Origin of the sequence: Erythrobacter longus, from assembly GCF_000715015.1 — a bacterium.
In the GTDB taxonomy this organism is placed as follows: Bacteria; Pseudomonadota; Alphaproteobacteria; order Sphingomonadales; family Sphingomonadaceae; genus Erythrobacter; species Erythrobacter longus.
Map to the genome: position 1 here is coordinate 610373 of NZ_JMIW01000003.1, position 22508 is coordinate 632880.

The window sequence follows — 22508 nt, forward strand, 5'->3', positions numbered from 1 at the left end:
ATGCACCCCGAATTTTGCGGATTGGTGCAAGTGTGGGTGACGCGATCGTTAAGACTAAGTGAACGCGCAAAACACGACCCGGGGCGCAAGATGTAAACTCTTCGCGAGCGTTAACTGGGAGGGTGGCTTTGGCTCGTGCTCCGCGAATCGCCTGCGTACAAGCATTTGGCGCAATCGCTCTGCCTGGCGTCAAGGCGCGCTTGCTTTTTCAAGGAACCTTCCATAATAGCGCTGCCACCGCGAAATTGTTCATTATCAAAGAAGGGAATGCATCATGCAAAACACAGCGCATCACGACGCAATCACTTCATTAAAATTTGATACTCAGGAACAATTGTCATGGGCAATTCGATCCAAGGTGGGCGCGCTCACCTAACTGGTTTTAGCCGCCGTAATATACGCGCGGTCGTTACTCACATTCGTCGGCTGACACTGGCCTCCTTCTCATTCAAGAGCGGGGAGACAGGCCATGCGTGCTGATATGTTCAAAGTCATCGTGGAACGCCCGCGGTGGGCGTCTCGTCATGCCCCTGCGGTAAAGCTTAAAAAGGACAGAAATGTTGCTCGCAAATTCGTAGGACACAAGCGGCACGCATGGGAAGAAGCGCCGTACACGAAATCCCTCAGCGAAAACCTCGCACCGCTAAAGCGCTATTTGAATAAGCAACGCGGCCGCCGGTGGGATGATGTTTTCAGTGAGATATGCCAGTCTCTCGATACAGGTAGCACCGTGAAGATGCATGTGCGCGAGCACGTGGAAGACTTCATCATGGTGCGCGTTCGCGTAGACAGGCAAGGTACGTGGCTTGGCCAGCACAAATGGCGCGGCGCGCAGCCTCTCGATTCGTGGTGGCCGGACCTTTATGTCGATCCCGACGATGGCATTATCAAGGAAACGAATGCTCTTCGCAGTGCGCTTGGGCTGCCAGGACGGCATGCCTTTGTCCGCGTCTGTACCTGCTATCCCCAAGGGCCTTTTGCTGATTTCAAGCGGCTTTGCGAAACTTCGATCCTGATCAAGCGCAAGGGGCTCTGGTTCCACTGCGAGCTGGACCGCGACCCGAAATGTGGTGCCCCCCATCTGCGTTTCGAGCTTATCGAGAAGCAGTGGGAAACGCATGAGCGATGGAAAGTCGTCAAGATGGCTCAGCTTTCGAGCAAGGCGTTGAAACGCCATGGGCTGCACAATTGTGGGGGAGACATGTGATGACCAATAATGTTCAGATTATTGCCTCCGCCCGCAATTGGATTGAGCAGTCGGCCATCGATCAATTACACCGAACCGCGCAGCTTGAGGGGATCGAGCGCGCTGTTGGGCTCCCCGACCTGCACGCCGGGCGAGGGATCCCCATTGGCGCAGCGTTCTGGTCCAGCACCCACGCCCACCCGCATTTGATTGGCAATGATATCGGCTGCGGCATGGCGCTTTGGCAAACTGACATCAATGCAGGCAAATTCAAGCTGGATCGGGCGGTTAAAAAGCTCACCGGCTTGGATCAACCCTGGGCCGGTAATCAGATTAGCGCGCTTGAGCAGGCGGGGCTGCCCCTGCACCTTGCAGGAGAAGCCTTGGGGACCATTGGTGGCGGCAATCACTTTGCCGAGTTTCAGAAGGTCGAGGCGATCATCGATGATGAGCGCTTTACCCAGATGGGGCTCGATAAGTCGCTGCTCTTTCTGCTGGTTCATAGCGGGTCAAGAGGTCTGGGGCACGCGGTCCAAGAGGATCACACCCGGCGGTTCAATGCAGAAGGCTTGAACATCGCTAGCGATGCGTTCGCGCACTATTTGACCCGGCATGATCAAGCAATGACATGGGCGAGGCTCAACCGGGACATCATCGCCAATCGCTTTCTTGCAAAGCTTGGCGCTGATGCTGAGTTGAAGCTGGATATATTCCATAACAGCCTGACCAGGCACCGGGACGGTTGGCTCCACCGGAAAGGCGCAGCACCCGCTGATAAGGGCCCCATCGTCATTCCCGGTTCGCGCGGGAGCATGACCTATCTGGTTTGTCCAAGGCCAGAGAATGCCGATGTCGCACTGCACTCGCTCGCTCACGGCGCAGGGCGCAAATGGCCGCGCAGCAGCGCGAAGGCAAGGCTGGGCCGGAAAGTCACTTTGGCCGAGCTTGAAAGAACGGCGCTTGGCGGCAGGGTTTTGTGCGAGGACAATCAGTTGATATTTGAAGAGGCGCCGCAAGCCTACAAGGATATCGAGACGGTCGTCTCGGACCTCGAAGAGGCGGGCCTTATCACGGTCATTGCTGTGCTGCGCCCTGTCATTACTTACAAAACGAGGCGCAAATGAGAGAGGTCATCTTGCACATTTCTGCAGGGCAGGGGCCTGGCGAATGCCGCTGGGTGGTCGCCAATTTGGCCCGCGTGTTTGCAAAGGAAGCCAACAGCCAAAGGTTGCAATGCGAGCTGCTTGAGCAGGCGGACGAGAAGGCGGCTTCTCTTTTGCTGTCGATCACAGGCGATGGGTGTGAGAACTTTGCAGCCGAGCGGGTGGGCACGATCCGGTGGATCGGGAACAGCCCCTTTCGACCACGCCATAAGCGCAAGAATTGGTACGTGGGGGTCGGTCTGGCGCCATCGCCCGGCGATACCCCTCAATTGAAAGAGGGGGATATCAAGTACCAAGCCATTCGAGCCTCTGGTCCGGGCGGCCAGCACGTCAACAAGACAGACAGCGCAGTGCGTGCGACGCACGAACCCACCGGGCTATCGGTCGTCTCGCAAGAGCAGCGCTCGCAGTTTGCGAATAAGAAGATCGCTCGGCTCAAGCTCGCTTTGGCTTTTGAGGAAAGGCGTAAGTCTGGTGAAGCCAGTGCAAAAACCGATCTATGGGAGCAGAACCGTGATTTGGAGCGCGGGAACGAAGTGCGCTGCTATGAAGGCGTCAAATTTGTGCTCCGCTGATTGCGCAGGGGCTCTTACCATCACGCCGCCTTGGCGCGGCCAAATCCGATGAACTGGGCACTTTGCCTGAATACGATTTTGTTCGTGATAAGCGCCACTGCAATTGATGAGAACAGGACAAAGACCATCACGTCGATATAGTGCAACCAATCAAGCCCGAGATATCGGTAATAGGTTGTCCCGCCCCAGATGTCTCTATCGGTGTAGAGGAAGAAGGTATGGAAGGCGTAGATACCGACCCCGTAGACAAGGCCTGCAACCGCTGCGCGTGCGTCCATATTTCGGAACAACAATGCAGCGGCAAAGGCTGACAGGATGGGCATGGACAGAAGACCGTTCAGCTGTTGCAAAAGGTCGATAATGCTCTCTGCATTGGCGTAAAGCGGCACGAGCGCGATTGAAAGCACCATTGCGCCAATCCCGACCTTGCGGTTGAGTTTTACCACGTCGACTTCCTCGTTGATAAATTTACGGTGAAAGTCGACCGACCACAGCGTGATGGTGGCGTTCATTACGGCGGAATAGGTTGTGAGAACGGCTGCGGCGATCATTGCTGCAAACAGGCCGCTGGTCCAACTGGGCAAGACCTGATCGACCAGCATTCCATAGGCCTTATCGCCCACGCCTCCAAACAGCTTGTAGGCGACAACGCCGGGCACAACCACGATCGGCGGAACGATCAGCAAGCGGATCATCGCGGCTGCCATAATCCCTTTTTGTGCCTCTTTGACATTGGGTGCAGCCAATGCCTTTTGCGTGATGTTCTGATTGGTGGACCAATAGAAGATCTGGATGAAGATCATGCCCGTGAACAGCGTGTGGAACGGGATTTGCGAGCTGTTATCGCCCACCATTGAAAGGCGCTCCGTCGGTACGCCGGAAAAATCAAACCCGATGGCTTGGAGGGCAAGAAACACCACCACCAGCGCCAAGCCCAGAATGCCAATCCCGCTGTAAGTGTCCAGAACAGCGACCGCGCGAAGGCCGCCAAGGATTGCGTAGGCAGCACCGACGATAGCAAAAACGGCTGCGATCATCAGCAAGGTTGGGTCAACGCCGCGGCGTGTGGTTTGCTCAACTATCCCTGACACCGCCGTTTCATCGATGCCAAGCCCAAACAGCGACATGAGAAAAAGCGAGCCTGAATAAATGACCGCTGGCAAATAGATGAAGATATTGCCCGCCAGAAACAGCCCGGAGATAACCGTGCGAATGCTGCCGCCTTGGTATTTCTTTTCAAGCAGCTCTGTCACCGTGGTGCAGTTGTTACGATAGTAAATTGGCACAAACACAAAGGCGAGGAGCATCAGGCCGATAAACCCGGCAATCTCCCACCACGCGAGCAGGAACATCTGCGCCCCGTTCATCCCGACAAGCTGATCGGTGGACAGGTTGGTAAGAGTGATTGCGCCCGCTACAAAGAACCAACTGAGCCCGCCGCCTGCAAGGAAGATTTCCTTATCGGCTGATGCATGACTGGCAGCCTTTGCCGCGGCCACCTTGGCCCATGTGACATAAGCAAGCGCCACCATCAGCCCGAAGAAAACGGCGACCTGTACGACATTCATTGTGTTTGCTTCTCCCTTGCGCGCTGCTGAGCGCGTGTTGGACAAGCGTAGCGGCTGCTATCTCACTCTTCCAACTTAGCCCCAAATCAGCAAGTTTTTTGCGCAATTTGCAGGGGATGCTCTTACTCCTCTTTCACATCGCTCCTTTCAAAACACTCACAAACTACGCTAGCTCAGGTTCCGATGTGCTGGACATGGCGCTTTGATGGGACGGAATTCTTGCATGGTTGAGACGACGCAGCCGGTATCGATGGATGAGGGCGTGCTTACCCTTTCGGGTGGCGGCGTGCTGGTCATGGTTGATGCAAGGCAAGGTGAACGACCCAGAATCATCTACTGCGGGCCTGAATTGGCGGGGGCTGATCCTGAGCAATTGAAGGCGCTTGCCGCATGGCAATATGTCGATGGAAGCGCGGGGCAGGAACGGGCTCTGACGCTATCCAATGAGCTATCGACTGGCACCCTTGCGCCTGCGGGACTTTTGGCGAGCCGAAATGGCGAAGATTGGGCGATTGACCTGCGGGTGGAAAGTGTGCGGAGCCTTGAGGGGCCGGGCGTCGAGATCCACTGCCTTGATGCGCGCACTGAGGTTGGTGCGAATTACACGCTGTTGCTTGATCAGAGCGCGGGTGTCTTGACCTCTAGAACCAGGATCACAAACCACGGCGATAAGGAACTCACCGTCGATTGGTGTGCAGCGCTGTGCCTGCCGCTCGACTTCCGATTGAGCGAGATCATGGGGTTTTCAGGACGCTGGGCCGGGGAATTTCAGCGCGAGGAAATTGGCGCATTTCAGGGCAGTTATGTGCGCGAAAACATGGCAGGGCGCACCAGTCATGAGTGTTTTCCGGGGCTTATTCTAAAGACGCCCGACACCAATGAAGCCCACGGCCTTGCTTGCGGATTTCACCTTGCCTGGAGCGGCAATCATCGTTTGCGGGTTGATCGTTTGCCCGATGGCCGCTGCGCCTTGCAGATGGGAGAGCTTTTGTGGCCGGGTGAAATCCGGCTCGCTGTTGGCGAAAGTTACGGCACTCCTGATCTCTTGGCGACTTGGTCAAATCAGGGCGTGGGCGCCGTCAGCCGTGCCTTTCACGCGCATCTAAGCGGCGAAGTCCTCGATACGCGCACCGCATCAAAACCGCGCCCGGTTCACTTCAACACTTGGGAAGCGGTCTATTTCTTCCACGATCAAAGCACCATCATCGACCTTGCCAAGCTCGCCGCATCGGTGGGCGCAGAACGATTTGTACTCGATGATGGATGGTTTGGCGCGCGCCGCAACGACAAGGCAGGGCTTGGCGATTGGTGGGTTTCGCCCGACGTCTATCCCCGTGGCCTTCACCCCATCGTCAACAAAGTGCGCGAACTTGGCATGGAGTTTGGCCTTTGGTTTGAACCCGAAATGGTCAATCCGGACAGTGACCTGTACCGCGCTCACCCCGATTGGGTGCTCGATGCGCCCGGTGTCGATACAATCGCCTTTCGCAATCAACTGACCTTGAACCTTAGCAAGCCCGAGGTGGCCGATTACCTTTATGAAAAGATCGCGGCCCTCGTGGATGAGTATAAAATCGACTACATCAAGTGGGATATGAACCGCGATTGCCACCACCCCGGTGGGGGTGCGCAAACGGGTGGGCGTGCGGTGATGCATTTGCAAACGCTCGCTGTGTATCGCCTGATCGATCGCCTGCGCGATGCGTTCCCAAACCTTGAGATTGAAAGCTGTTCGTCGGGTGGGGGAAGAGCGGATTACGGCATTCTTCGGCGCACAGACCGCATTTGGACGTCCGACAACAACGATGCCCGCGACCGCCAACAAATTCAGAAAGGTGCGTCCTATTTCTTCCCCTTGCGCGTGTTGGGAAGCCATGTGGGGCCAAAAAAGTGCCACATCACCGGCCGCCGCTTCTCCATGCAATTTCGCGTGGCGAGCGCCATCTTTGGCCACATGGGATTGGAGCTTAATCTCGCCCACGAAAGCGAAACGGACCGGGCGGTTCTGGCCGAGGGGATCGCGCTTTATAAAAAGCACCGCGCTCTGCTTCACACAGGCGCATTTCACCGTGTCCCGTCTGCGCCCCATGCCAATGTTGTGGGGGTCGTTTCGCCATCTCGTGCTGAGGCAATGTTCAGTTATGCGTTATTGGAATCGCGCCCCCGAACAGCGCCTGACCGGTTGTTCTTCGCAGGCCTTGATGAGGCGCGCCAATACCGGGTGCGGATCGTGTGGCCGGGTGTTGACCCTTCCATCAATCAACCATCCATTGTTCAAAGTTGCGATTTGATGAGGAAGGGCACGGTTTTCTCTGGCGCTGCCTTGATGCAATTCGGTATGCAAACCCCGCCGCTTCATCCTGATAGCGCCCTGATCTACCACCTCGAAGAGGCCTGATGTCCCAAACACCTGAATATGATCTGCTGATTATTGGCGGGGGCATCAACGGTGCCGGCATTGCCCGCGATGCTGCCGGACGCGGCCTTAAAGTCCTTTTGGTCGAGATGAATGATCTCGCCAGCCACACGTCGAGCGCTTCGACCAAGCTTATCCACGGCGGGCTTCGATATCTTGAGCATATGGAATTTCGCCTTGTGCGCGAAAGCCTGATTGAGCGTGAACGAATCCTTAGAATCGCGCCCCACATCGTGTGGCCGATGCGGTTTGTCCTGCCCCATGACAAGGGCCTTCGCCCCAAGTGGCTGCTGCGGTTGGGATTGTTTCTCTACGACAATCTGGGTGGGCGCAAACTCCTGCCAGCGACGAAGACGGTGAACCTTCGCGAGGGTGCTCATGCGAGGACGCTCGAAGACCGTTTGGTCAGCGGGTTTGAGTATTCCGATTGCTGGGTCGAGGACGCACGGCTTGTCGCGCTCAACTGCATGGATGCTGCCGAGCGCGGCGCACGGATCGCAACGCGCACGAAGTGCACCGGGCTGACCCGCGAAAACGGGCAATGGTGCGCCACTTTAAGCAGCGATTCAGGCGAGGAAACCGTGCGCGCAAAGACCGTTGTGAACGCCGCGGGACCTTGGGTGGATGAGGTGCTGGGCAAGGCCAAGAAAGGTACCCACAAAGACCATGTGCGGCTGGTTCAGGGCAGCCATTTGGTCTTCCCCAAGCTCTTCGATCACGATAAGGCGTATATCTTCCAGAACAAGGACAACCGGATTGTCTTCGCGGTTCCTTATGAGCAGGACTTTACGCTTGTAGGGACCACCGATGTTTTGTGGGAAGATGACCCGGCGAAGGTCACGATCTCGGATGCGGAAAAGCAGTATCTGTGTGATGCGCTCAATGAATATTTACGCGTCGATGTGACCCCGGATCAGGCCGTTTGGGACTATTCCGGCGTCCGCCCGCTTTACGACGATCACAAGTCCGATAACTCGACAGTAACGCGCGATTATGTGTTTGACCTCGACGAGGCAGACGGCGCGCGGGTCCTGTCGATCTTTGGCGGAAAGATTACAACCTATCGCAAGCTTGCAGAGCATGCCCTTGAAAAGCTTGGGGTAGGGGGCAAGGGGTGGACCGCGGATGAGCCATTGCCGGGCGGTGATTTTGGTCCGATGCAATTCGAAGAGTTGCTTGGCGAGTTTCAGGAACAATACCCTTGGGCTCATAAGCGAATGCTGCGCCGTTTGCTGCGCGCATATGGCACGCGGGTTCACAACCTGCTTGATGGCGCGACCAGCGTGAATGGACTTGGCGAGCACATTGGCGGCGACCTTTATGCGCGCGAGCTCGAATACCTTTGCGAGCAAGAATTTGTGCGCACCGCCGATGACGTGCTTTGGCGGCGGAGCAAGCTGGGACTGCATCTGGATGAAGGCGCGAAGACCAAGGTTGCAGCGTGGTTTGCCAATCGTGAGAGCGCGCGGTGAGCAAAAGTCTTCCATTGGCGCGCACGTTGGGCAGCAAGCCGACCTATGTGCGGGAGCACCGCAAGGCCGATGGGCGGATGCTAAGGCTTTATGGGCGAGAGGCTCATTCGCTTGAGCCTTCTGCGGAAAGCGCGGACCCCATCGCGCAAGGGGGGGAGCTGCGCTATCATCCCTTGCGCTCCGAATGGAATGTCTACGCCGCACACCGCCAGAACCGGACATTCAAACCTTCTGCCGCAGATGATCCGCTCGCTCCAACGGTCGCGGGCGGGGTGGAAACAGAAATTCCGTTTGCCGATTTTGAGTTGGCGATTTTCGAGAACAAATTTGCCGCTTTCCACCATTCGGCAAGCGATGCGGCGGACCTCGCTGGCATAGCTTGCGAACCAGCCAAAGGCGCGTGCGATGTGGTTGTCTATGCGCCCGACGCGAGCGGAAGCCTGCACACTATCGGGCAGGACCGGCGACAGGTTTTGATCGCGGCTTTGATTGATCGGTATGATGCGCTTTTCAGGGCGGGCTGCAATTATGTTCTCCCGTTCGAAAATCGCGGGGACGAGGTGGGCGTCACGCTGAGCCACCCGCACGGCCAGATTTACGGGTTTGAGCGCACGCCGGTCATCCAGCAGCGCGCGGTTGATGCCTTTGCGGGCGGCTATGACCTTGCCGCTGAAATCGCGGAATGCATGCCCGATTACGGGCTTGGTGAAGAGGGCGGGGTTGCCGCTTTCGTGCCGCGATTTGCGCGGTTCCCTTACGAGGTGTGGCTCGCTCCCAAACAACGCCGAGAGGGGCCTTGGGATTGCAGTGATGAGGAACTTGAGGGGCTGGCCTCTTGGCTGGGTGAAATGACGCGCCGCTATGACGCGCTGTTTGACGGGCCAGCTGCGACCATGATGGCGTTCCATGCCGCGCCTAAAGGGGGCTCTGCGGGCTATCATTTCACCGTGCAATTCTACCCGCTTCTTCGCGCCAAAGGTCGGGTGAAATACCTCGCGTCGGTCGAACAGCACACGGGCACCTTCACAGTCGATGTGATGCCAGAGACCGCGGTGCAGATGTTGCGAGACGTGGCATGACCGGTTTCGCAAGCGCGCCCGGACGGGTGAATCTGATCGGCGAACACATCGACTATAATGGCGGCATGGTTCTGCCTGCTGCGCTATCGGTTGGTGTGAGCATCGAATTGGAGCCGCGCGAGGATGACGGCGTGTTTGTGACTGCGGACCAATATGATGCGCCAGTTGAGCGTCAGCTTTCCAAAGACGCCAAAGGGCACTGGTCCGACCCAAGCGTTGGCGCTCTTCGCGAGGCGAATACCTTGGGGCTCCTTACGGGCGGGGCCAATCTCACCGTCCGCTCAAACATTCCGCAAGGGGCGGGGATATCATCCTCTGCTGCGTTGACTGTCGCGATCCTGAAAGCGGCGCGCGATGCGTCCGGCGTAAGTGCTCTCACTGACCAGGACATCGCTATCGCCGCGCGCCGGGTTGAGAACGAATATCTCGGCGTTCCATGCGGGATTATGGATCAGTTCGCTGTGGCGATTGCGACGCCGGGCAAAGCAATGGCGCTAGACACGGCATCGCTTGAATATGAGCTGTTGGACTTGCCCGCGAACCACACATTTGTGGTCATCCATTCGGGTGTTTCGCGCAAGCTGACCGATGGGCGATACAAGGAACGCAAGGTCGAATGCGACGAAGCCAAGATCTACTTTAAAACGGACAATTTGTGCGCACTTGAGCCCGAGGAGATCGCCGCATCTTCCTTGCACGAGGCTGCTCGCAAACGGGCGCTTCATTGCGCAACCGAACACCGCAGGGTTCTTGCAACCGTCGACGCCCTGAAAGCGGGCGATGTGGAAACAATCGGCGCAATGATGAATGAAAGCCACGTGTCCATGCGCGATGTTTTCGAGATGTCGGTTGCGCCAATCGATGCGCTTGTTGCCTCTGCTACCGAAGCCGGTGCATTGGGTGCGCGGCTGACGGGCGGCGGTTTTGGCGGGTGCATTGTGGCCCTGGTCGAAAAGACGGGCAAAGAGGAATGGTTGGCGCGCTTGCTTGAAGCGCATCGCGATGCCTGGTTCGTCTGCGAAGCCTAGGTTCGCGCTATAAGGCGCTGGGCTGCAACCATATCGTCCTGCGTGTTGACGTTCCAGAACGGGTCCACGCCATCCGGCCCGTGGTCAAACAGAGCGACTTTCGCGCCGCAATGCTCAGCCCAGCCATGTGCAGAGCGCTTGCCGCTTTCAAGGTAGGCCCCGAGCGTTTCCGACTGCGACGCAGTCCAGATGCCGTTCACCGGATGCCATCGCTCTTTGGTTGCGGCGATTGAGGGGACGCCCGATGCACTCAGCCTTGTGACAAGGTCGAGCGGCGCAAAAGGCAGATCAACCGCCAGCGTGATGACGGTTTCAAAACCCTCCTGCGATGCCCAATCAAGCGCAGTGTAAATCCCGGCGAGCGGTCCGGAGCTTTCCCATGCCGCGTCGCGCAGCAGCGGGAGACCAAGCACTTTGAAAGCCTCGGCATTGCCCGTGTTGATGGCAATCGGGCCGATTGTCTGATCGTGCACCCGGTCCAGCACATGTTCCACCATGGGCCGACCATCAAGCACGGCAAGCGCCTTGTCAGCGCCAAAACGCCGCGATGCGCCGCCAGCCAGAATGCAAATCGGGATGTCGGGTTTCTGCGCCATTGCGCGTCCCCTAATCACGGGCGCTGCGCTTGCAAAGGGGGAGGTCTTCACCCAAGACGCCCACGTGAAGCTATACGACCTCGTATTCAGCCAGTTAAGGACCCCCAATGAGCGACCCCAAATTCGATCTCGTCATCTTTGGTGCCACCAGCTTTGTGGGCGAGATCACCGCTGACTACATGCTCGACAAATATGGCGCAGATGGCCCAGTACGCTGGGCAGTCGCAGGACGATCCGAGGCAAAGCTTGCCAAGCTTAAGGAGACCTTGGGGAGCGCGGCCAATGACTTGCCCACCATCCTTGCCAATTCCGATGACGAGGCCAGCCTTGAGGCGATGTGTGATCAGACGCGGCTGGTGATTTCCACGGTAGGTCCATACGCCCTATACGGAGACACCTTGGTCAAGGTGTGCGCGGCATCCGGCACCCATTACTGTGACCTCACCGGAGAAACACAGTGGATCGCGGCCATGCAAGAGGCGCATGAAGACGCCGCCAAGAAGAGCGGCGCACTGATCGTCCATTCCTGCGGGTTCGATTCCATCCCATCGGACATGGGCGTTCATTTCCTGCAAGAGCAGATAAGCCAAGAGTTCGGCCAAACTTGCGAGAAAGTAGAGATGGGCGTTCAGGCAGCCAAAGGCGGTTTAAGCGGAGGCACAGCGGCGAGCCTTATCAACGTTCTCAAAGAAGCGCAGGCCGATCCTTCACTGCGCAAGAAACTCGCGGACCATTATCTGCTTTGCCCCGAGGGCCATTGCTTTACCGCCAAACAGGAAGAACGCGCGCGCTATTATTCGGATGCTCTTGAAAGCTGGTGCGCGCCCTTTGTGATGGCCGCGATCAACACCCGCAATGTGCACCGCTCCAACGCGTTGCAAGACAATCGCTACGGCGCAAATTTCCGCTACAGCGAATACACCATGACCGGAGATGGCTTTAAAGGCAGCCTTGGTTCGATCGGCATGACGGTGGGGATGGGCGCATTTATAGGCGTGCTTGCCCTTGGCCCAACACGCAGTCTGGCAGAGAAGTTTCTGCTGCCCAAGCCGGGCGAAGGTCCATCGCCAGAGGACCAAAAGAACGGGTTTTACAAGCTTTTGTTCGCGGGCACTTTGCCGGGCGGGGAAGTACGCCGTGTGCGCGTTACGGGAGACCGCGACCCGGGCTATGGCTCGACCGCCAAAATGCTTGCCGAGGCGGCCTTGTGCATTCTGGACACCGCCGAGGGTGGGGAGGCGAAGGGCGGTTTTTGGACGCCTTCGTCCCTGATGGGCGGTGCTTTGCGCAAACGCCTGAGCGAGAATGCCGGCCTTACATTCGAGGTGGTCCAGTAGCGGCGGTGCCAATTGGCTTACTCGCCCTAACTGCCTCGACTTCGGGTCTATTGCCATGGCCGCGATTTGACTAACGGCGCGGGCTTGGGCACATTCAACTGTGCGCGGGTCATAGCGCCACAGGAGAAGTGATTTGACCGATCACGAGCAGCTAGATCTGCAAGACCGGTCTGAACTCGAATACGAGGCAGACGACGCCCCCAACCATGGGACCGGGCACGACACGGATCGTGACCCTCAGGAAAAACCCCCGAGCAAAACCTCACTCGCGGCCGTTTCCACAATCGCTCTCGCGACTGCGGCATGCGGCGGGGGAGGAGGTTCTGGAGGTGGAGGAACACCGCCGCCGACCGGAGGAGGGGGAACGCCCGCTCCAACCGCTCTGTCCCCTGACACCGATGCCCAGGCGGCGCGTTTTGCATTGCAGGCGGGCCTTTCCGTATCGACCGGCGATATTCTTGAGATGCGCTCTGAAGGGTATGAGCGTTGGCTCGATAACGAGATTAATCAGCCGATTGAACGAAGCGCGCAGCAATTCCTGTCAGACATCGGCTTTGAAGCAATCGATGCGGAGCAATGGTTCTTCCGTTCTGACCCTGCCGACTACATGATCTGGAACCAGTTGCTGACCGGTTCCAACTCGGTGCGCAAACGCGTGGCTCTCGCGCTCAGCGAGTTTTTCGTTGTTTCCGTGAACAATATCCAGATTTGGCCAAGCACTTCGATCGGGGCCTATTGGGATATCCTCAAAGAAGGCGCGTTCGGCAATTTCCGCGATATGCTTGAGGCTATCACCTTGAACGCAGGGATGGGTGTGTTCCTCAACACGCTCGGCAATCAAAAGGCGGACCCTGCGACAGGGCGCGTTCCTGATGAGAACTACGCGCGTGAGGTCATGCAGCTGTTTTCAATCGGCCTCTTTGAGCTCAACATTGATGGCACTGAACGTCTGGATGGATCGGGCAATCCAATCGAGACGTATGACAATGACGATGTCACCGGCATCGCGAAGGTCTTCACCGGATACAATTACAGCTACGAAGGCAATATCACCTTCCAGAGCCCGCCTGACCGGCCCAATCTGAACATCCCCGAAGCGCGCCTTTTGCGCAATCCGATGACGGCGAACAGCTTCTTCCAGATACCCAATCGCGGGGATCAACATTCGATGGAAGAGAAGAGCTTTCTTGGCGTGACCATCCCGTCAGGGACCGGCGCACAGGAGAGTTTGCGGATCGCGATGGACACGCTGTTCAATCATCCCAATGTTGGCCCGTTCTTCGGCAAACAGATGATCCAGCGGTTGGTCACCAGCAACCCGTCGCCTGCCTATGTTCAGCGCGTTGCGGAAGTGTTCAACAACAATGGCTCGGGTGTGCGCGGCGATTTAAGGGCCGTGTTCAAGGCGATCCTGCTTGATGATGAGGCGTTGTCCCTGCAATCGCTTGCAGACCCGACCTTTGGCAAATTGCGCGAGCCGATGCTTCGCTTTGCGCAGTGGGGGCGGACCTTTGGTGCGCGTTCTGAAACCACAGCATGGTTGATGCGCGATTTGTCTGATCGCTCGCGCTTCCTTAGCCAATCGCCGCTGCGCTCGCCTTCGGTTTTCAATTTCTTCCGTCCGGGTTTCATTCCCGCCAACAGTCAGGCCGCCGAACGCGACCTGCTCGCACCGGAATTCCAGCTGGTGAACGAGACCACTGCAGCGTCTTACGTGAACTTTATGGAGCGTACGATTGATGGCCGTGGATTTTGGATGTTCGATATCAAAGCCACCTATCAGGACGAGCTTGAGATCGTCGATGATACCGATGCTCTTCTTGACCGGCTCGACCTGCTTTTGACTGCGGGGCAATTGTCCGAGACCAGCAGAACGACAATCGCCGATGCTCTCAATGCGCAGACGGTAACCGCCACCAGCAGCGAGGAGGACAAGCTTGCGCAAGTACATCGCGCCGTCCTTCTGGTGATGGTGTCCAACGATTACCTGATTCAGCGATAGGAGGGCGGACATGTTTCATATTGGCAAATCCAAAGAAATCTCACGCCGGGCCTTCATGCACCGGTCCAGTCAACTGGCCGTTATGGGTGCCGCATCAGGATATGCGATGGGCCTTGCCGGGCTTAGCGATGCCGCGGCATTCGATAACTCAGGCGGCTATAAGGCGCTCGTCTGCGTGTTCCTTTTGGGGGGCAACGATCATGCAAATACGCTGATCCCGTTCGATGTTCCCAACTACAATCGCTATGCCCAGATCAGGGACACAATCGCGATAGGGCGCGATCCGCTCGCAGCCCAGGTTCTGAACCCGCTGCAACCCCAAACGCTGACCGATGATATGCAGTTGGCTTTGGCGCCCACGATGCCGCGGTTGAAGGCGCGCTTTGATCAAGGTGTTATGGCACCGCTCCTCAATGTCGGGCCGCTGATTGCACCGATTACAAAGCAGCAGTTTGAAAGCGATGACGTCGCCCGCTTCCCGCGGCCGGCAAAGCTTTTCTCGCACAATGACCAGCAATCGACCTGGCAATCAGGATCGCCTGAAGGGTCGATTTCGGGCTGGGGAGGGCGGATCGGCGATCTCGCGGCGAGCAGCAACACCAACTCGATGTTCACCGCAATCAATGCAACGGGCAATGCGGTGTTCTTGTCCGGTGACCAGATCCAGCCCTACGGAATTTCATCCAATGGCGCTATCACTGTGAGGGCTTTGGACCGAAGGCTCTATGGCTCGCAAGCTGCCAGCGATGCTTTGCGGACCCTTTTGACGGCGGGCAATGGAACAGTGTTTGGCAATGACTATGCCATGGCCAATGCACGCTCGATCCAATTCTCTGGCTTTATCGACGATGCAGTCTCCGGGGTTAGCTTGGGCACTCAGTTCAGCGACAGCAGCCTTGCAAGCCAGCTTGAAATCGTGGCCCAATTGATCGCAGCACGCAGCGCGCTGGGTGTGACACGTCAGGTGTTCCTTGTATCAACCGGCGGTTTTGACAATCACGATGGGTTGATTGGTACCCACGAAGGGCTCTTGGCAGGCGTGGATACGGCCATGGATGAGTTTTACCGTGCGATGGAAGAGATTGGCGCGGCTGACCAGGTCACGACTTTCACCGCTTCTGATTTTGGCCGCACTCTTGCGTCCAACGGAGATGGATCGGACCACGGGTGGGGCGGGCACCATCTGATCATGGGCGGCGCGGTCAATGGCGGCCAGTTTTATGGCACAGCGGCCAAGATTTCGGTTGATGCCGACGATCAGGTCGGGCGAGGCAGGCTTCTGCCTTCAACCTCGGTCGACGAATATTCGGCCACTTTGGCGAAGTGGCTCGGGGTTGAGGCAGGGGAGATACCCATCATTTCGCCCAACATCGCCAATTTCAATTCGCCCGATCTTGGCTTCATGCGAGCAAGCGTTCCGGCCGAATGACCACATGGGTCTCTGGGAGTGAGCAGGTGTCATCCAACCAATTCTTTGCAAAAAATCTCTCTGGGTTTTCCCATAAGTGACTTTATACACATTGATCATCTGTTGAGTTGGCTATCAGGCTGCCCATGGGCCACGAGTTCCTGGCCCAAGCGACCCGAAGCCTTAGCTCCCCGTTTTGCGGGGAGCTTTTTTTTGGCCAGTCGAATAGTGCGAGTTTGTTGTGTCCGTGCTTGCGCCGCTACACGTCTTCGCACTGGTCCATCAAGCCATGGATGTTCGGGATGACAAGGTTACGGCCTTGTTTGCGCAAGAGGCCAAGACCGGTCAGTTCGCTAATCGCGCGTGTGATCGTTTCGCGCTGGCCGCCCACCGTTGCAGCCCATTCTGCATGGGTTGGCGGGTTGCGAAGCACGATCTCATCGCCCTCGCTGTCTTGCTCCATCGCGGTGCGAATGAGTTCTGTATAAAACCGCATTTTCACCGAGCTTGCCGTCGTTTCATAGATCCGATCTGAAAGGTCCCTGATCCGGGCTGACAAATCACGCAAAAGCGCCTGTGTCACACTGGGCAAAGTTAGCATGAGTTCCCGGAATGCAGCGCCGCTTATGCGGCCCATCACCACCTCGGAAAGGGCAACGATATTAACCGAGCGCGGCTGCCCATCGAACACCGCCAGCTCTCCGACATAGGAGTTGGCAGGCAATCGGCGATAGCTGATCTCGCGCCCCGCAAGCGAATAGCGGTTGGCCAGAGCCTGTCCTTCGAGCAGCAAGAAGACATCCGTATCGCGCGCTTCATGGGCGATGATCGTCTCTCCACGTTCGAATCGGACGATAGATATCTTGTTCAATACAGTCTGAAGATCTTCATCGCTCAAGTCTTCAAAAATACTGAAAAGGCGCAGCTTATCTTCAAGATTATTGTCTGCTGTCATGTATGAAACCCTCATTGCCCCTAACTCACTTGCCAGATGGCCTCATCCTATGGAATGGTGTGTCAGGGTACTAAAAGAGGGGGGCTCAAGTGTCCAATGTTGCTGGAAAAGCTTATGGGATGATTGTCATCACCCCACTGGCCAAACGGTTGGGATGGACCAATAAGTGGGTATTCCGCTTTGGTCGCAGTTTCCCTGGGATTTTGGCTGGGCTGATTGGCCTTAAGTTCATTCATTTTGCGCGCTGGGTGATTATTCCCAAGGACGCATGGCCCACGCTTTCGGATGATCGGGAAACGCTCGACCGGGATACCATGCTGTTCCTGTCGAATTTCAACGGGACCTGGGACCAGTATATTGATGCGTTTTCGGACGGTATTCCGACAGGGCTCGACCTGTTTTGGTATAAGAATGCGCGCTACCCCGGCTCTGTACCGATTACGCCTTTCAAACAGTATATCCGCGCCAACCAAATCAATTGCGACTTTTATTACAATGCGACTCCGGGCGCGGCATACCGCGATGTGGTTTCCGCTTTGCGCGTAAAGCGCGCGCTGTTGGAGCTTGAGGATATCTACCGCGACCCGAGAACTTCGCCCGAAGACTTTGCAAAAGCGTATCGCGCAAGGCTCAAAGTCATTCAGAATGATCTGACGACCCAAGGCTTTTCGCCGGTTGCGTCAACCTCAACCGACCGCGCCGAAGAGCATCGCCAACAGTTCAACGCGCTGCAAAACAAGTTCAACGAAGCCTGGCAAAAAGAGCACAATCCGGCGGGAGGCACAGATGCCTAGCATCGATAGCGGATATTATTTTCTGACGGTGCTTGTGCCTGTGCGGTGCGCGTGGGCCAATGGCGAGGAAAATGAGCGGGCGGCGCCCATCATCGAGCTTCGCAAGACACTGGCGCAGATGCCGACCGCGATGCAGACACCCCACAGCCACAACAGCGGTGAGATCAGCGCGTTTTCGAAGTCCACGCGTACTCATTTTGCCCGTTTCGCGGTGATCGACCGGCTTGGCTATAATGGCTATGAGGCAGCCGATCCCGTGTTTGAAACAGTGGGATTGGCCAAGCCCAGCCTTGCAAGGACTGAGCTTTCAAGCCCTTATCTTTTGTTCGCAGCTGAATTCGATGCACCAAGCGGGTCGCGCAATTATGACCTTGCGGTTTATTTGCGCGAATTGTGGGATGTGATGGAAGAGGATTTGCTCGACATCTTCTCCAATTGCGTTGCGTTTGACCGGGACACCATCACCACCGCAGCTGACTTCATTGAATATATCAAAAAGTGCGAGCTTGAGACGACGATGCCCTTCAATTTTTATTGGGCAGAGCCTCCCAAAAACCTGCCATCGCTGACGATAAAAGGGCTTGCCGCAGGCGGAGTGTTCACCGGCGCCGTAATGGCGATGGTGTTTTATGCGCTGTTTGCCCAGGTTGGCACTTATGTGGCCATAATCGCTGCCGTGATCGCATTTCTTGGGGGCGCGATTGGCTTTGTCGCGATGAGGTTCAAAAAGTACGGCGACAGGCCCTTTCCTGCGCCGCCTGACGGGGATTTAATGTCGGTCTTAAAGGGGCTTCACCTTCAAAATACTTTCGGTCAATTCGTGGTCGACAACCAAGGGTCAGATGTGGCGGATTTGCATAAGGCCTTTGGCCATTATCTCGATGAAAATCAGCCCCAAAAACCAGATCCGCACCACCCGGCCGGGGAGGTCTATCGATGAGCAAGGTTGGAGATAACGAGCGGATCGCGCTGCGGCTTGCCGATATTCAGGGCAATATCCTCAATGCCTATGGCAAGCAGGGATTTCCCAAGGGGCGGGCCATATTCCTGCACGTTGAAAAGGGGGAAAAGGGCCGGGCATTTCTGGAGAAATTTTATGACCGGGTGACGACCGCCGTGCGCTGGAAAAGCGACAACCCTTACGCCCCCAAGGCAGAGACAAGCGCGCCTGAAAGACCACCGGTTACGTTAAATTTTGCCTTTACCTTCGATGGGCTGGTCGCGCTTGGCGTGCCGATCAAGACGCTGTCGATGATGCCGGCAGAATTCCTGCAGGGGATGCGTGCAAGGGCACCCATTTTGGGAGATACCTCGCCGCGCGGTGCGCTCGATCGCTGGGACGATGTGTGGAAAGGCGAGGAAACGGCCGGAGGCAGCAACGCGGTTCACATCATGGCGCTGCTCAATTCCAAAATGAACCCGGTAACGGGCAATCCTGTGCCGGAAATGGATGAGCTCACCGAGATGATCCGGAGCGAATGCAATGCGCGCGGAGGTGTTCGCATTCTCAAAGGCCACGGGGTGGGCGCCGAAGAGTATCAGGACATGAGCGCGCGGTTGATGCAGGACCCGGAAACCGGGCATTTCAAGCCTGTGCCACTGGAACACTTTGGTTATGTCGACGGCATAAGCGACCCTGTGTTCGAAGGTCAGTTTCTGCCCGAGGACGAGGCGGTCCGCAAAGTGGGCAATGGCAAGTTTACAGGCGAGCTGAAAACAACGCAAGAGATTGAAAACGAAGACAATTGGGAGCCGCTTGCAACTGGTGAGTTTTTGCTTGGTTACCCCGATGAAGCCAAGGAAATGCCACCTGCGGCAAGGCCCAATCTCTTTAGCACCAACGGCACCTTTATGGCTTATCGCAAGCTTCAGGAGAACGTTGAGACGTTCGATGAATATATCGACAAGACCGTGCCCGAGTTTGCGAAAGTTTATGGTATCGATGATGAGGCCAAGGCGCGCGCGACACTGCTCGCAAAGTTTTCTGGTCGTTGGCAGGACGGCGTGCCTTTGGCGCTTGCCAAGAATTACGAGGAATGGCTCGCCTTCAACGCCGAATATCAGGACGATGTGACGAAGCGAAAGAAGCTCTCGCGCTTTATCTACGCCGATGATGAACAGGGCGCCGCCTGTCCGGCAAGCTCGCATACGAGGCGCGTTCACCCGCGCGATATGCTTGGGCCGACGCCGGGAAGCGGCACAATTCTGGTCAATCGCAGGCGTATTTTGCGACGCGGGCTGCCCTATGATGCGACCAATGATAATGGTGAGCGTGAACGCGGGATTGTCATGCTCATCTGCTGCGCCAGCCTGGAGCGGCAGTTTGAATTCGTGCAGCAGCAATGGATCAATTACGGCATGGATTCCAACGCCGGGAATGACACGTGCCCGATGCTGGGTTCGCGTCCGGTGGATGAGCTGAAGTTTGTTATCCCGAATGACCCTGACGCAGACGGGGAGGGCGCGCCCTACATCTGCTCAAATCTGCCACAATTTGTGGAGACGAAGGGCGGCGCTTACTTCTTCGTGCCCAGCATGACGAGCCTCAGGATGATCGCGATTGGAGTGATTGACCCGACTTAGGGCCGGGACACTAATCGTATTCGACCCAAAGGCTTTCGGGGAAGGGGCCAAATCTGGTCATTTCCCCTTTTGCACCCGGTGCGCGGCGGACAATGTCATATTCGAGCAAAGCTTTGAAAGTTTGCGTGATTTGAGCATAGGCAAGCGGCGCACCGATGCACCAATGAAGGCCAAAACCCATCAGCATGGAATCGTTGCGTTTGCGGCGAGGATCAAACGCTTTGGGGTTATCAACCCTGCGCGGATCGTGCATCGCCGATTGGGTTGAGACGACCATATTGGTGCCTTTTTTGATCAGCTTTTCGCGGCGAGTCCCAGCAGCGATTACAAAATCCTCACCCGCCACACGGAACGGTCCAGGGTTAATCGGCCAAAAGCGCATAGCTTCAAACAGGCAGCCGTGGAGAAGGTCATCATCACCTGCGCGCGCGGCGTGTTGAGCTTGCCGCATCCAATCTCGATTGCTCAAAAGCAATTCCAGCATATGTCCCGAAGCCATCGTATTGGTCGGCACAAAGCCGGTGATCATGCCCAGCATAATGCCCCGGATGATGTTGTCAGGCATCGCCTCTGGGTCTTCTTTCTGGCGTTGAACCAGCCGCGCAATTACAGTGTCGCCCGCTGGGCCCGCCTGCGCCCGATCAATCGCCTCATCGACAATCGGCCGCACCATTGCTGCTGCTTCCATCGCGGCTTTCTCAAGCTCTGGATCATTGGTCGGATCACCAAACATGTAAGAGCTCATGGTGATCGTCCAGCGCACAAAGTTAGCTTTGTCTGCGATTTTCAGGCCGTAATACTCCTCGCAAATCCGCGTCGGAACCATCGCCAGGACCTGAGAGATAGCGTCTATTTTGCCACTGCCATTGCTCAGCTGTTGCTTTGCCTCCTCATAAGAAAACGGCGCGATGATCGCATCATTGTCCTTGCGCGGGAAAACCTGAACGATCTCGTGGTGCATTCTTTGGTAAGCGTCGCTGTCAGCCATGCCGAGCACGAAATTGGGCCCGGCTGCCATTGCTTTCATCTTGGGGCCAAAGGGGACTGCAACTGATTTATCGTTTTGAAGCGCCTCAGCCACATCATCATAGCGCGTGACAATCGCCCAATTGCCAATCTTCGCGATAGGCCAATATCTGCGCAAGAACGCCATGAAGGGATAAGGGTTGCGAATGATGCGCGCTGTAATGCGAGACGCAAGGCCTTTGGGCTTCATCACCGCCGGATCGAACAGCTCACCAGTGTGACTGGAAGTGCCATTGGTTGAAGCGTCTCGCTGCTCGTCTTGTTCTAGAGCGGCCACATCATTCATATTGTCCCCCACACCAATATTCGCGCTCTATCAAACAAGAGCCAAGATCAGTCTATTACGAGACACTATTTGAAATCCCGTAGTTTTCCCATAGCTGAGTGTTCAATTTTGAACAAAGGGCCGCATTTTGATCGCTGGCCCATTTTTTGGCCGTAAGCATCGCCTGCTGCGCCTCATCGGGCTTGTTGCCCTTGTGGTCCAACACCGCCTTGAGGCCATAATATTCGGCGAACATGTGATACATGCCATATTCGACCGCCGCATCGATTGACCAGACATTGGCTTCTCTTGCCTTTTCCAGGTTCCCTTGCGCAAGCCAGGCGAGCCCTTCCCAATGCTTGAATGTCGGTTGGTACACGATGCTTTTGGTAAGGCGGTAACCCTCAATCGCGTCTGACAGATTTTGCGCTGCATCCGGCTCACCTCGCAACGCCTTGTAATGCGCAAAGAATACTCTCAGCGTAAAGTAGAAATAGGGAATTTCATTCTTTTCGCTCAGATCAATATGATCGATAAAATCCTGCTCTAACCCGTCATATTCCCCCTGCAACATCCGGCAGTAATTGCGCGCGACCGATGCGAAGGCTCTTGAATAGGGCTGCCGTATTTGAACAGCGCGCTGGGTCGCCGATTGGTAAAGCGAACGGGTGAGATCGGCTTCCTCAAGATACACCGCCGCCATTGCGCCATAGGACTGCATTGCGACGTAGAGGTCGTCTGCCACCATGTCCTCTGCCACGGAATCGCCAAGGCGGCCGAGCAGATCAATGCCGCTGACAAGGTCGCTTACGCATTGCTCGTAATTGCCCAATGGAAAGTTTGCGATGCCCCGGCTGCGATATCCGATAAGCCGCCAGGCATCATCGTCAAATTGCTCTGCCAATGACAGCATTTCATCGCCGCGCTTTTGTGTTTCCTGCAGCTTGCTGAGTTGGAGATCGTAGGATTGCTGGCCATGCATTGAGGCTAGGCCGTGTTGACAAAAGGGATTCCCAAACGGGCTTGGTTCTGATTCAAGACTGCTTTTTGAGGAG

General features: G+C 56.5%; 18 protein-coding genes. 13 read left to right on the forward strand and 5 right to left on the reverse strand.

Annotation, left to right across the window (positions count from 1 at the left end; translation table 11 throughout):
- The first annotated feature begins 469 nt into the window (after positions 1–469).
- From EH31_RS17815 to prfH, 3 genes are read left to right on the forward strand one after another with little or no spacing between them, the layout of a single operon-like run.
- The gene (locus EH31_RS17815) at positions 470–1207 is read left to right on the forward strand and encodes a hypothetical protein (RefSeq protein WP_034960007.1); all 738 of its coding nucleotides are present in this window, start codon (positions 470–472) and stop codon (positions 1205–1207) included.
- The gene (locus EH31_RS10010; protein ID WP_051699137.1) at positions 1207–2310 is read left to right on the forward strand and encodes an RNA ligase RtcB family protein; all 1104 of its coding nucleotides are present in this window, start codon (positions 1207–1209) and stop codon (positions 2308–2310) included. The genes EH31_RS17815 and EH31_RS10010 overlap by 1 nt, the downstream gene beginning before the upstream one ends.
- Entirely contained in the window at positions 2307–2924 is a 618-nt protein-coding gene (gene prfH, locus EH31_RS10015; RefSeq protein WP_034960010.1) for a peptide chain release factor H, read from the forward strand. Before EH31_RS10010 ends, prfH begins: the two co-directional genes overlap by 4 nt.
- A 20-nt stretch (positions 2925–2944) precedes the next feature.
- On the opposite strand, the gene EH31_RS10020 is transcribed toward prfH, so the two are convergent.
- Positions 2945–4492: a sodium:solute symporter family transporter gene (locus EH31_RS10020; RefSeq protein WP_034960204.1), complete on the reverse strand. Its 1548-nt coding sequence runs from the start codon at positions 4490–4492 to the stop codon at positions 2945–2947.
- Between the two features lie 223 nt (positions 4493–4715).
- Here EH31_RS10020 and EH31_RS10025 point away from each other — a divergent pair, with 223 nt between their 5' ends.
- The 4 genes from EH31_RS10025 to galK are packed head-to-tail and all read left to right on the forward strand — an operon-like array spanning position 4716 to position 10487.
- Positions 4716–6890: an alpha-galactosidase gene (locus tag EH31_RS10025; RefSeq protein WP_051699139.1), complete on the forward strand. Its 2175-nt coding sequence runs from the start codon at positions 4716–4718 to the stop codon at positions 6888–6890.
- A complete protein-coding gene (gene glpD, locus EH31_RS10030; RefSeq protein ID WP_034960012.1) occupies positions 6890–8380 on the forward strand; it encodes a glycerol-3-phosphate dehydrogenase in 1491 nt (496 codons plus the stop codon). The genes EH31_RS10025 and glpD overlap by 1 nt, the downstream gene beginning before the upstream one ends.
- Positions 8377–9459 (forward strand): galactose-1-phosphate uridylyltransferase, encoded by a 1083-nt coding sequence (locus EH31_RS10035; protein ID WP_051699140.1) that lies wholly within the window; start codon positions 8377–8379, stop codon positions 9457–9459. The genes glpD and EH31_RS10035 overlap by 4 nt, the downstream gene beginning before the upstream one ends.
- Positions 9456–10487: a galactokinase gene (gene galK / locus EH31_RS10040; RefSeq protein ID WP_034960013.1), complete on the forward strand. Its 1032-nt coding sequence runs from the start codon at positions 9456–9458 to the stop codon at positions 10485–10487. The genes EH31_RS10035 and galK overlap by 4 nt, the downstream gene beginning before the upstream one ends.
- On the opposite strand, the gene mobA is transcribed toward galK, so the two are convergent.
- On the reverse strand, positions 10484–11083 hold the full coding sequence (gene mobA, locus EH31_RS10045) for a molybdenum cofactor guanylyltransferase (protein WP_034960014.1): 600 nt from the start codon (positions 11081–11083) through the stop codon (positions 10484–10486). The two genes, galK and mobA, sit on opposite strands and share 4 nt — an antisense overlap.
- Positions 11084–11190: 107 nt before the next feature.
- On the opposite strand from mobA, the gene EH31_RS10050 reads away from it, so the two are divergent.
- The 3 genes from EH31_RS10050 (at position 11191) to EH31_RS10060 (ending at position 15851) form a co-directional block, all read left to right on the forward strand.
- Positions 11191–12420 carry a saccharopine dehydrogenase family protein gene (locus EH31_RS10050; RefSeq protein ID WP_034960015.1) on the forward strand — a complete coding sequence of 410 codons (1230 nt, stop codon included), beginning with the start codon at positions 11191–11193 and terminating at the stop codon, positions 12418–12420.
- Between the two features lie 133 nt (positions 12421–12553).
- Positions 12554–14422, forward strand: a complete 1869-nt coding sequence (locus EH31_RS10055) for a DUF1800 domain-containing protein (RefSeq protein WP_081853331.1) — start codon at positions 12554–12556, stop codon at positions 14420–14422.
- A gap of 10 nt (positions 14423–14432) precedes the next feature.
- Positions 14433–15851, forward strand: a complete 1419-nt coding sequence (locus EH31_RS10060) for a DUF1501 domain-containing protein (RefSeq protein WP_034960017.1) — start codon at positions 14433–14435, stop codon at positions 15849–15851.
- Between the two features lie 238 nt (positions 15852–16089).
- On the opposite strand, the gene EH31_RS10065 is transcribed toward EH31_RS10060, so the two are convergent.
- On the reverse strand, positions 16090–16785 hold the full coding sequence (locus EH31_RS10065) for a Crp/Fnr family transcriptional regulator (protein WP_051699141.1): 696 nt from the start codon (positions 16783–16785) through the stop codon (positions 16090–16092).
- Between the two features lie 89 nt (positions 16786–16874).
- Here EH31_RS10065 and EH31_RS10070 point away from each other — a divergent pair, with 89 nt between their 5' ends.
- The 3 genes from EH31_RS10070 to EH31_RS10080 are packed head-to-tail and all read left to right on the forward strand — an operon-like array spanning position 16875 to position 20162.
- Positions 16875–17579: a hypothetical protein gene (locus EH31_RS10070; protein ID WP_051699142.1), complete on the forward strand. Its 705-nt coding sequence runs from the start codon at positions 16875–16877 to the stop codon at positions 17577–17579.
- Positions 17572–18519, forward strand: coding sequence for a YdbT family protein (locus tag EH31_RS10075; RefSeq protein WP_034960019.1), 948 nt, complete (start codon positions 17572–17574; stop codon positions 18517–18519). Before EH31_RS10070 ends, EH31_RS10075 begins: the two co-directional genes overlap by 8 nt.
- Positions 18516–20162: a Dyp-type peroxidase gene (locus EH31_RS10080; protein WP_034960020.1), complete on the forward strand. Its 1647-nt coding sequence runs from the start codon at positions 18516–18518 to the stop codon at positions 20160–20162. The genes EH31_RS10075 and EH31_RS10080 overlap by 4 nt, the downstream gene beginning before the upstream one ends.
- Before the next feature lie 10 nt (positions 20163–20172).
- On the opposite strand, the gene EH31_RS10085 is transcribed toward EH31_RS10080, so the two are convergent.
- On the reverse strand, positions 20173–21474 hold the full coding sequence (locus EH31_RS10085) for a cytochrome P450 (RefSeq protein WP_034960021.1): 1302 nt from the start codon (positions 21472–21474) through the stop codon (positions 20173–20175).
- 55 nt (positions 21475–21529) lie between these two features.
- Positions 21530–22435: a hypothetical protein gene (locus tag EH31_RS10090; RefSeq protein WP_034960022.1), complete on the reverse strand. Its 906-nt coding sequence runs from the start codon at positions 22433–22435 to the stop codon at positions 21530–21532.
- Positions 22436–22508 lie beyond the last annotated feature (73 nt).

What these genes read in the sequence shown, in the direction of transcription:
- glpD (WP_034960012.1), top strand. Translation starts at nt 6,890, where the DNA reads ATGTCCCAAACACCTGAATATGATCTGCTGATTATTGGCGGGGGCATC.
- EH31_RS17815 (WP_034960007.1), top strand. Translation starts at nt 470, where the DNA reads ATGCGTGCTGATATGTTCAAAGTCATCGTGGAACGCCCGCGGTGGGCG.
- EH31_RS10060 (WP_034960017.1), top strand. Translation starts at nt 14,433, where the DNA reads ATGTTTCATATTGGCAAATCCAAAGAAATCTCACGCCGGGCCTTCATG.
- EH31_RS10020 (WP_034960204.1), bottom strand. Translation starts at nt 4,492, where the DNA reads ATGAATGTCGTACAGGTCGCCGTTTTCTTCGGGCTGATGGTGGCGCTT.
- EH31_RS10085 (WP_034960021.1), bottom strand. Translation starts at nt 21,474, where the DNA reads ATGAATGATGTGGCCGCTCTAGAACAAGACGAGCAGCGAGACGCTTCA.
- prfH (WP_034960010.1), top strand. Translation starts at nt 2,307, where the DNA reads ATGAGAGAGGTCATCTTGCACATTTCTGCAGGGCAGGGGCCTGGCGAA.
- EH31_RS10065 (WP_051699141.1), bottom strand. Translation starts at nt 16,785, where the DNA reads ATGACAGCAGACAATAATCTTGAAGATAAGCTGCGCCTTTTCAGTATT.
- galK (WP_034960013.1), top strand. Translation starts at nt 9,456, where the DNA reads ATGACCGGTTTCGCAAGCGCGCCCGGACGGGTGAATCTGATCGGCGAA.
- EH31_RS10090 (WP_034960022.1), bottom strand. Translation starts at nt 22,435, where the DNA reads ATGCATGGCCAGCAATCCTACGATCTCCAACTCAGCAAGCTGCAGGAA.
- EH31_RS10050 (WP_034960015.1), top strand. Translation starts at nt 11,191, where the DNA reads ATGAGCGACCCCAAATTCGATCTCGTCATCTTTGGTGCCACCAGCTTT.
- EH31_RS10025 (WP_051699139.1), top strand. Translation starts at nt 4,716, where the DNA reads ATGGTTGAGACGACGCAGCCGGTATCGATGGATGAGGGCGTGCTTACC.
- EH31_RS10075 (WP_034960019.1), top strand. Translation starts at nt 17,572, where the DNA reads ATGCCTAGCATCGATAGCGGATATTATTTTCTGACGGTGCTTGTGCCT.
- mobA (WP_034960014.1), bottom strand. Translation starts at nt 11,083, where the DNA reads ATGGCGCAGAAACCCGACATCCCGATTTGCATTCTGGCTGGCGGCGCA.
- EH31_RS10080 (WP_034960020.1), top strand. Translation starts at nt 18,516, where the DNA reads ATGAGCAAGGTTGGAGATAACGAGCGGATCGCGCTGCGGCTTGCCGAT.
- EH31_RS10010 (WP_051699137.1), top strand. Translation starts at nt 1,207, where the DNA reads ATGACCAATAATGTTCAGATTATTGCCTCCGCCCGCAATTGGATTGAG.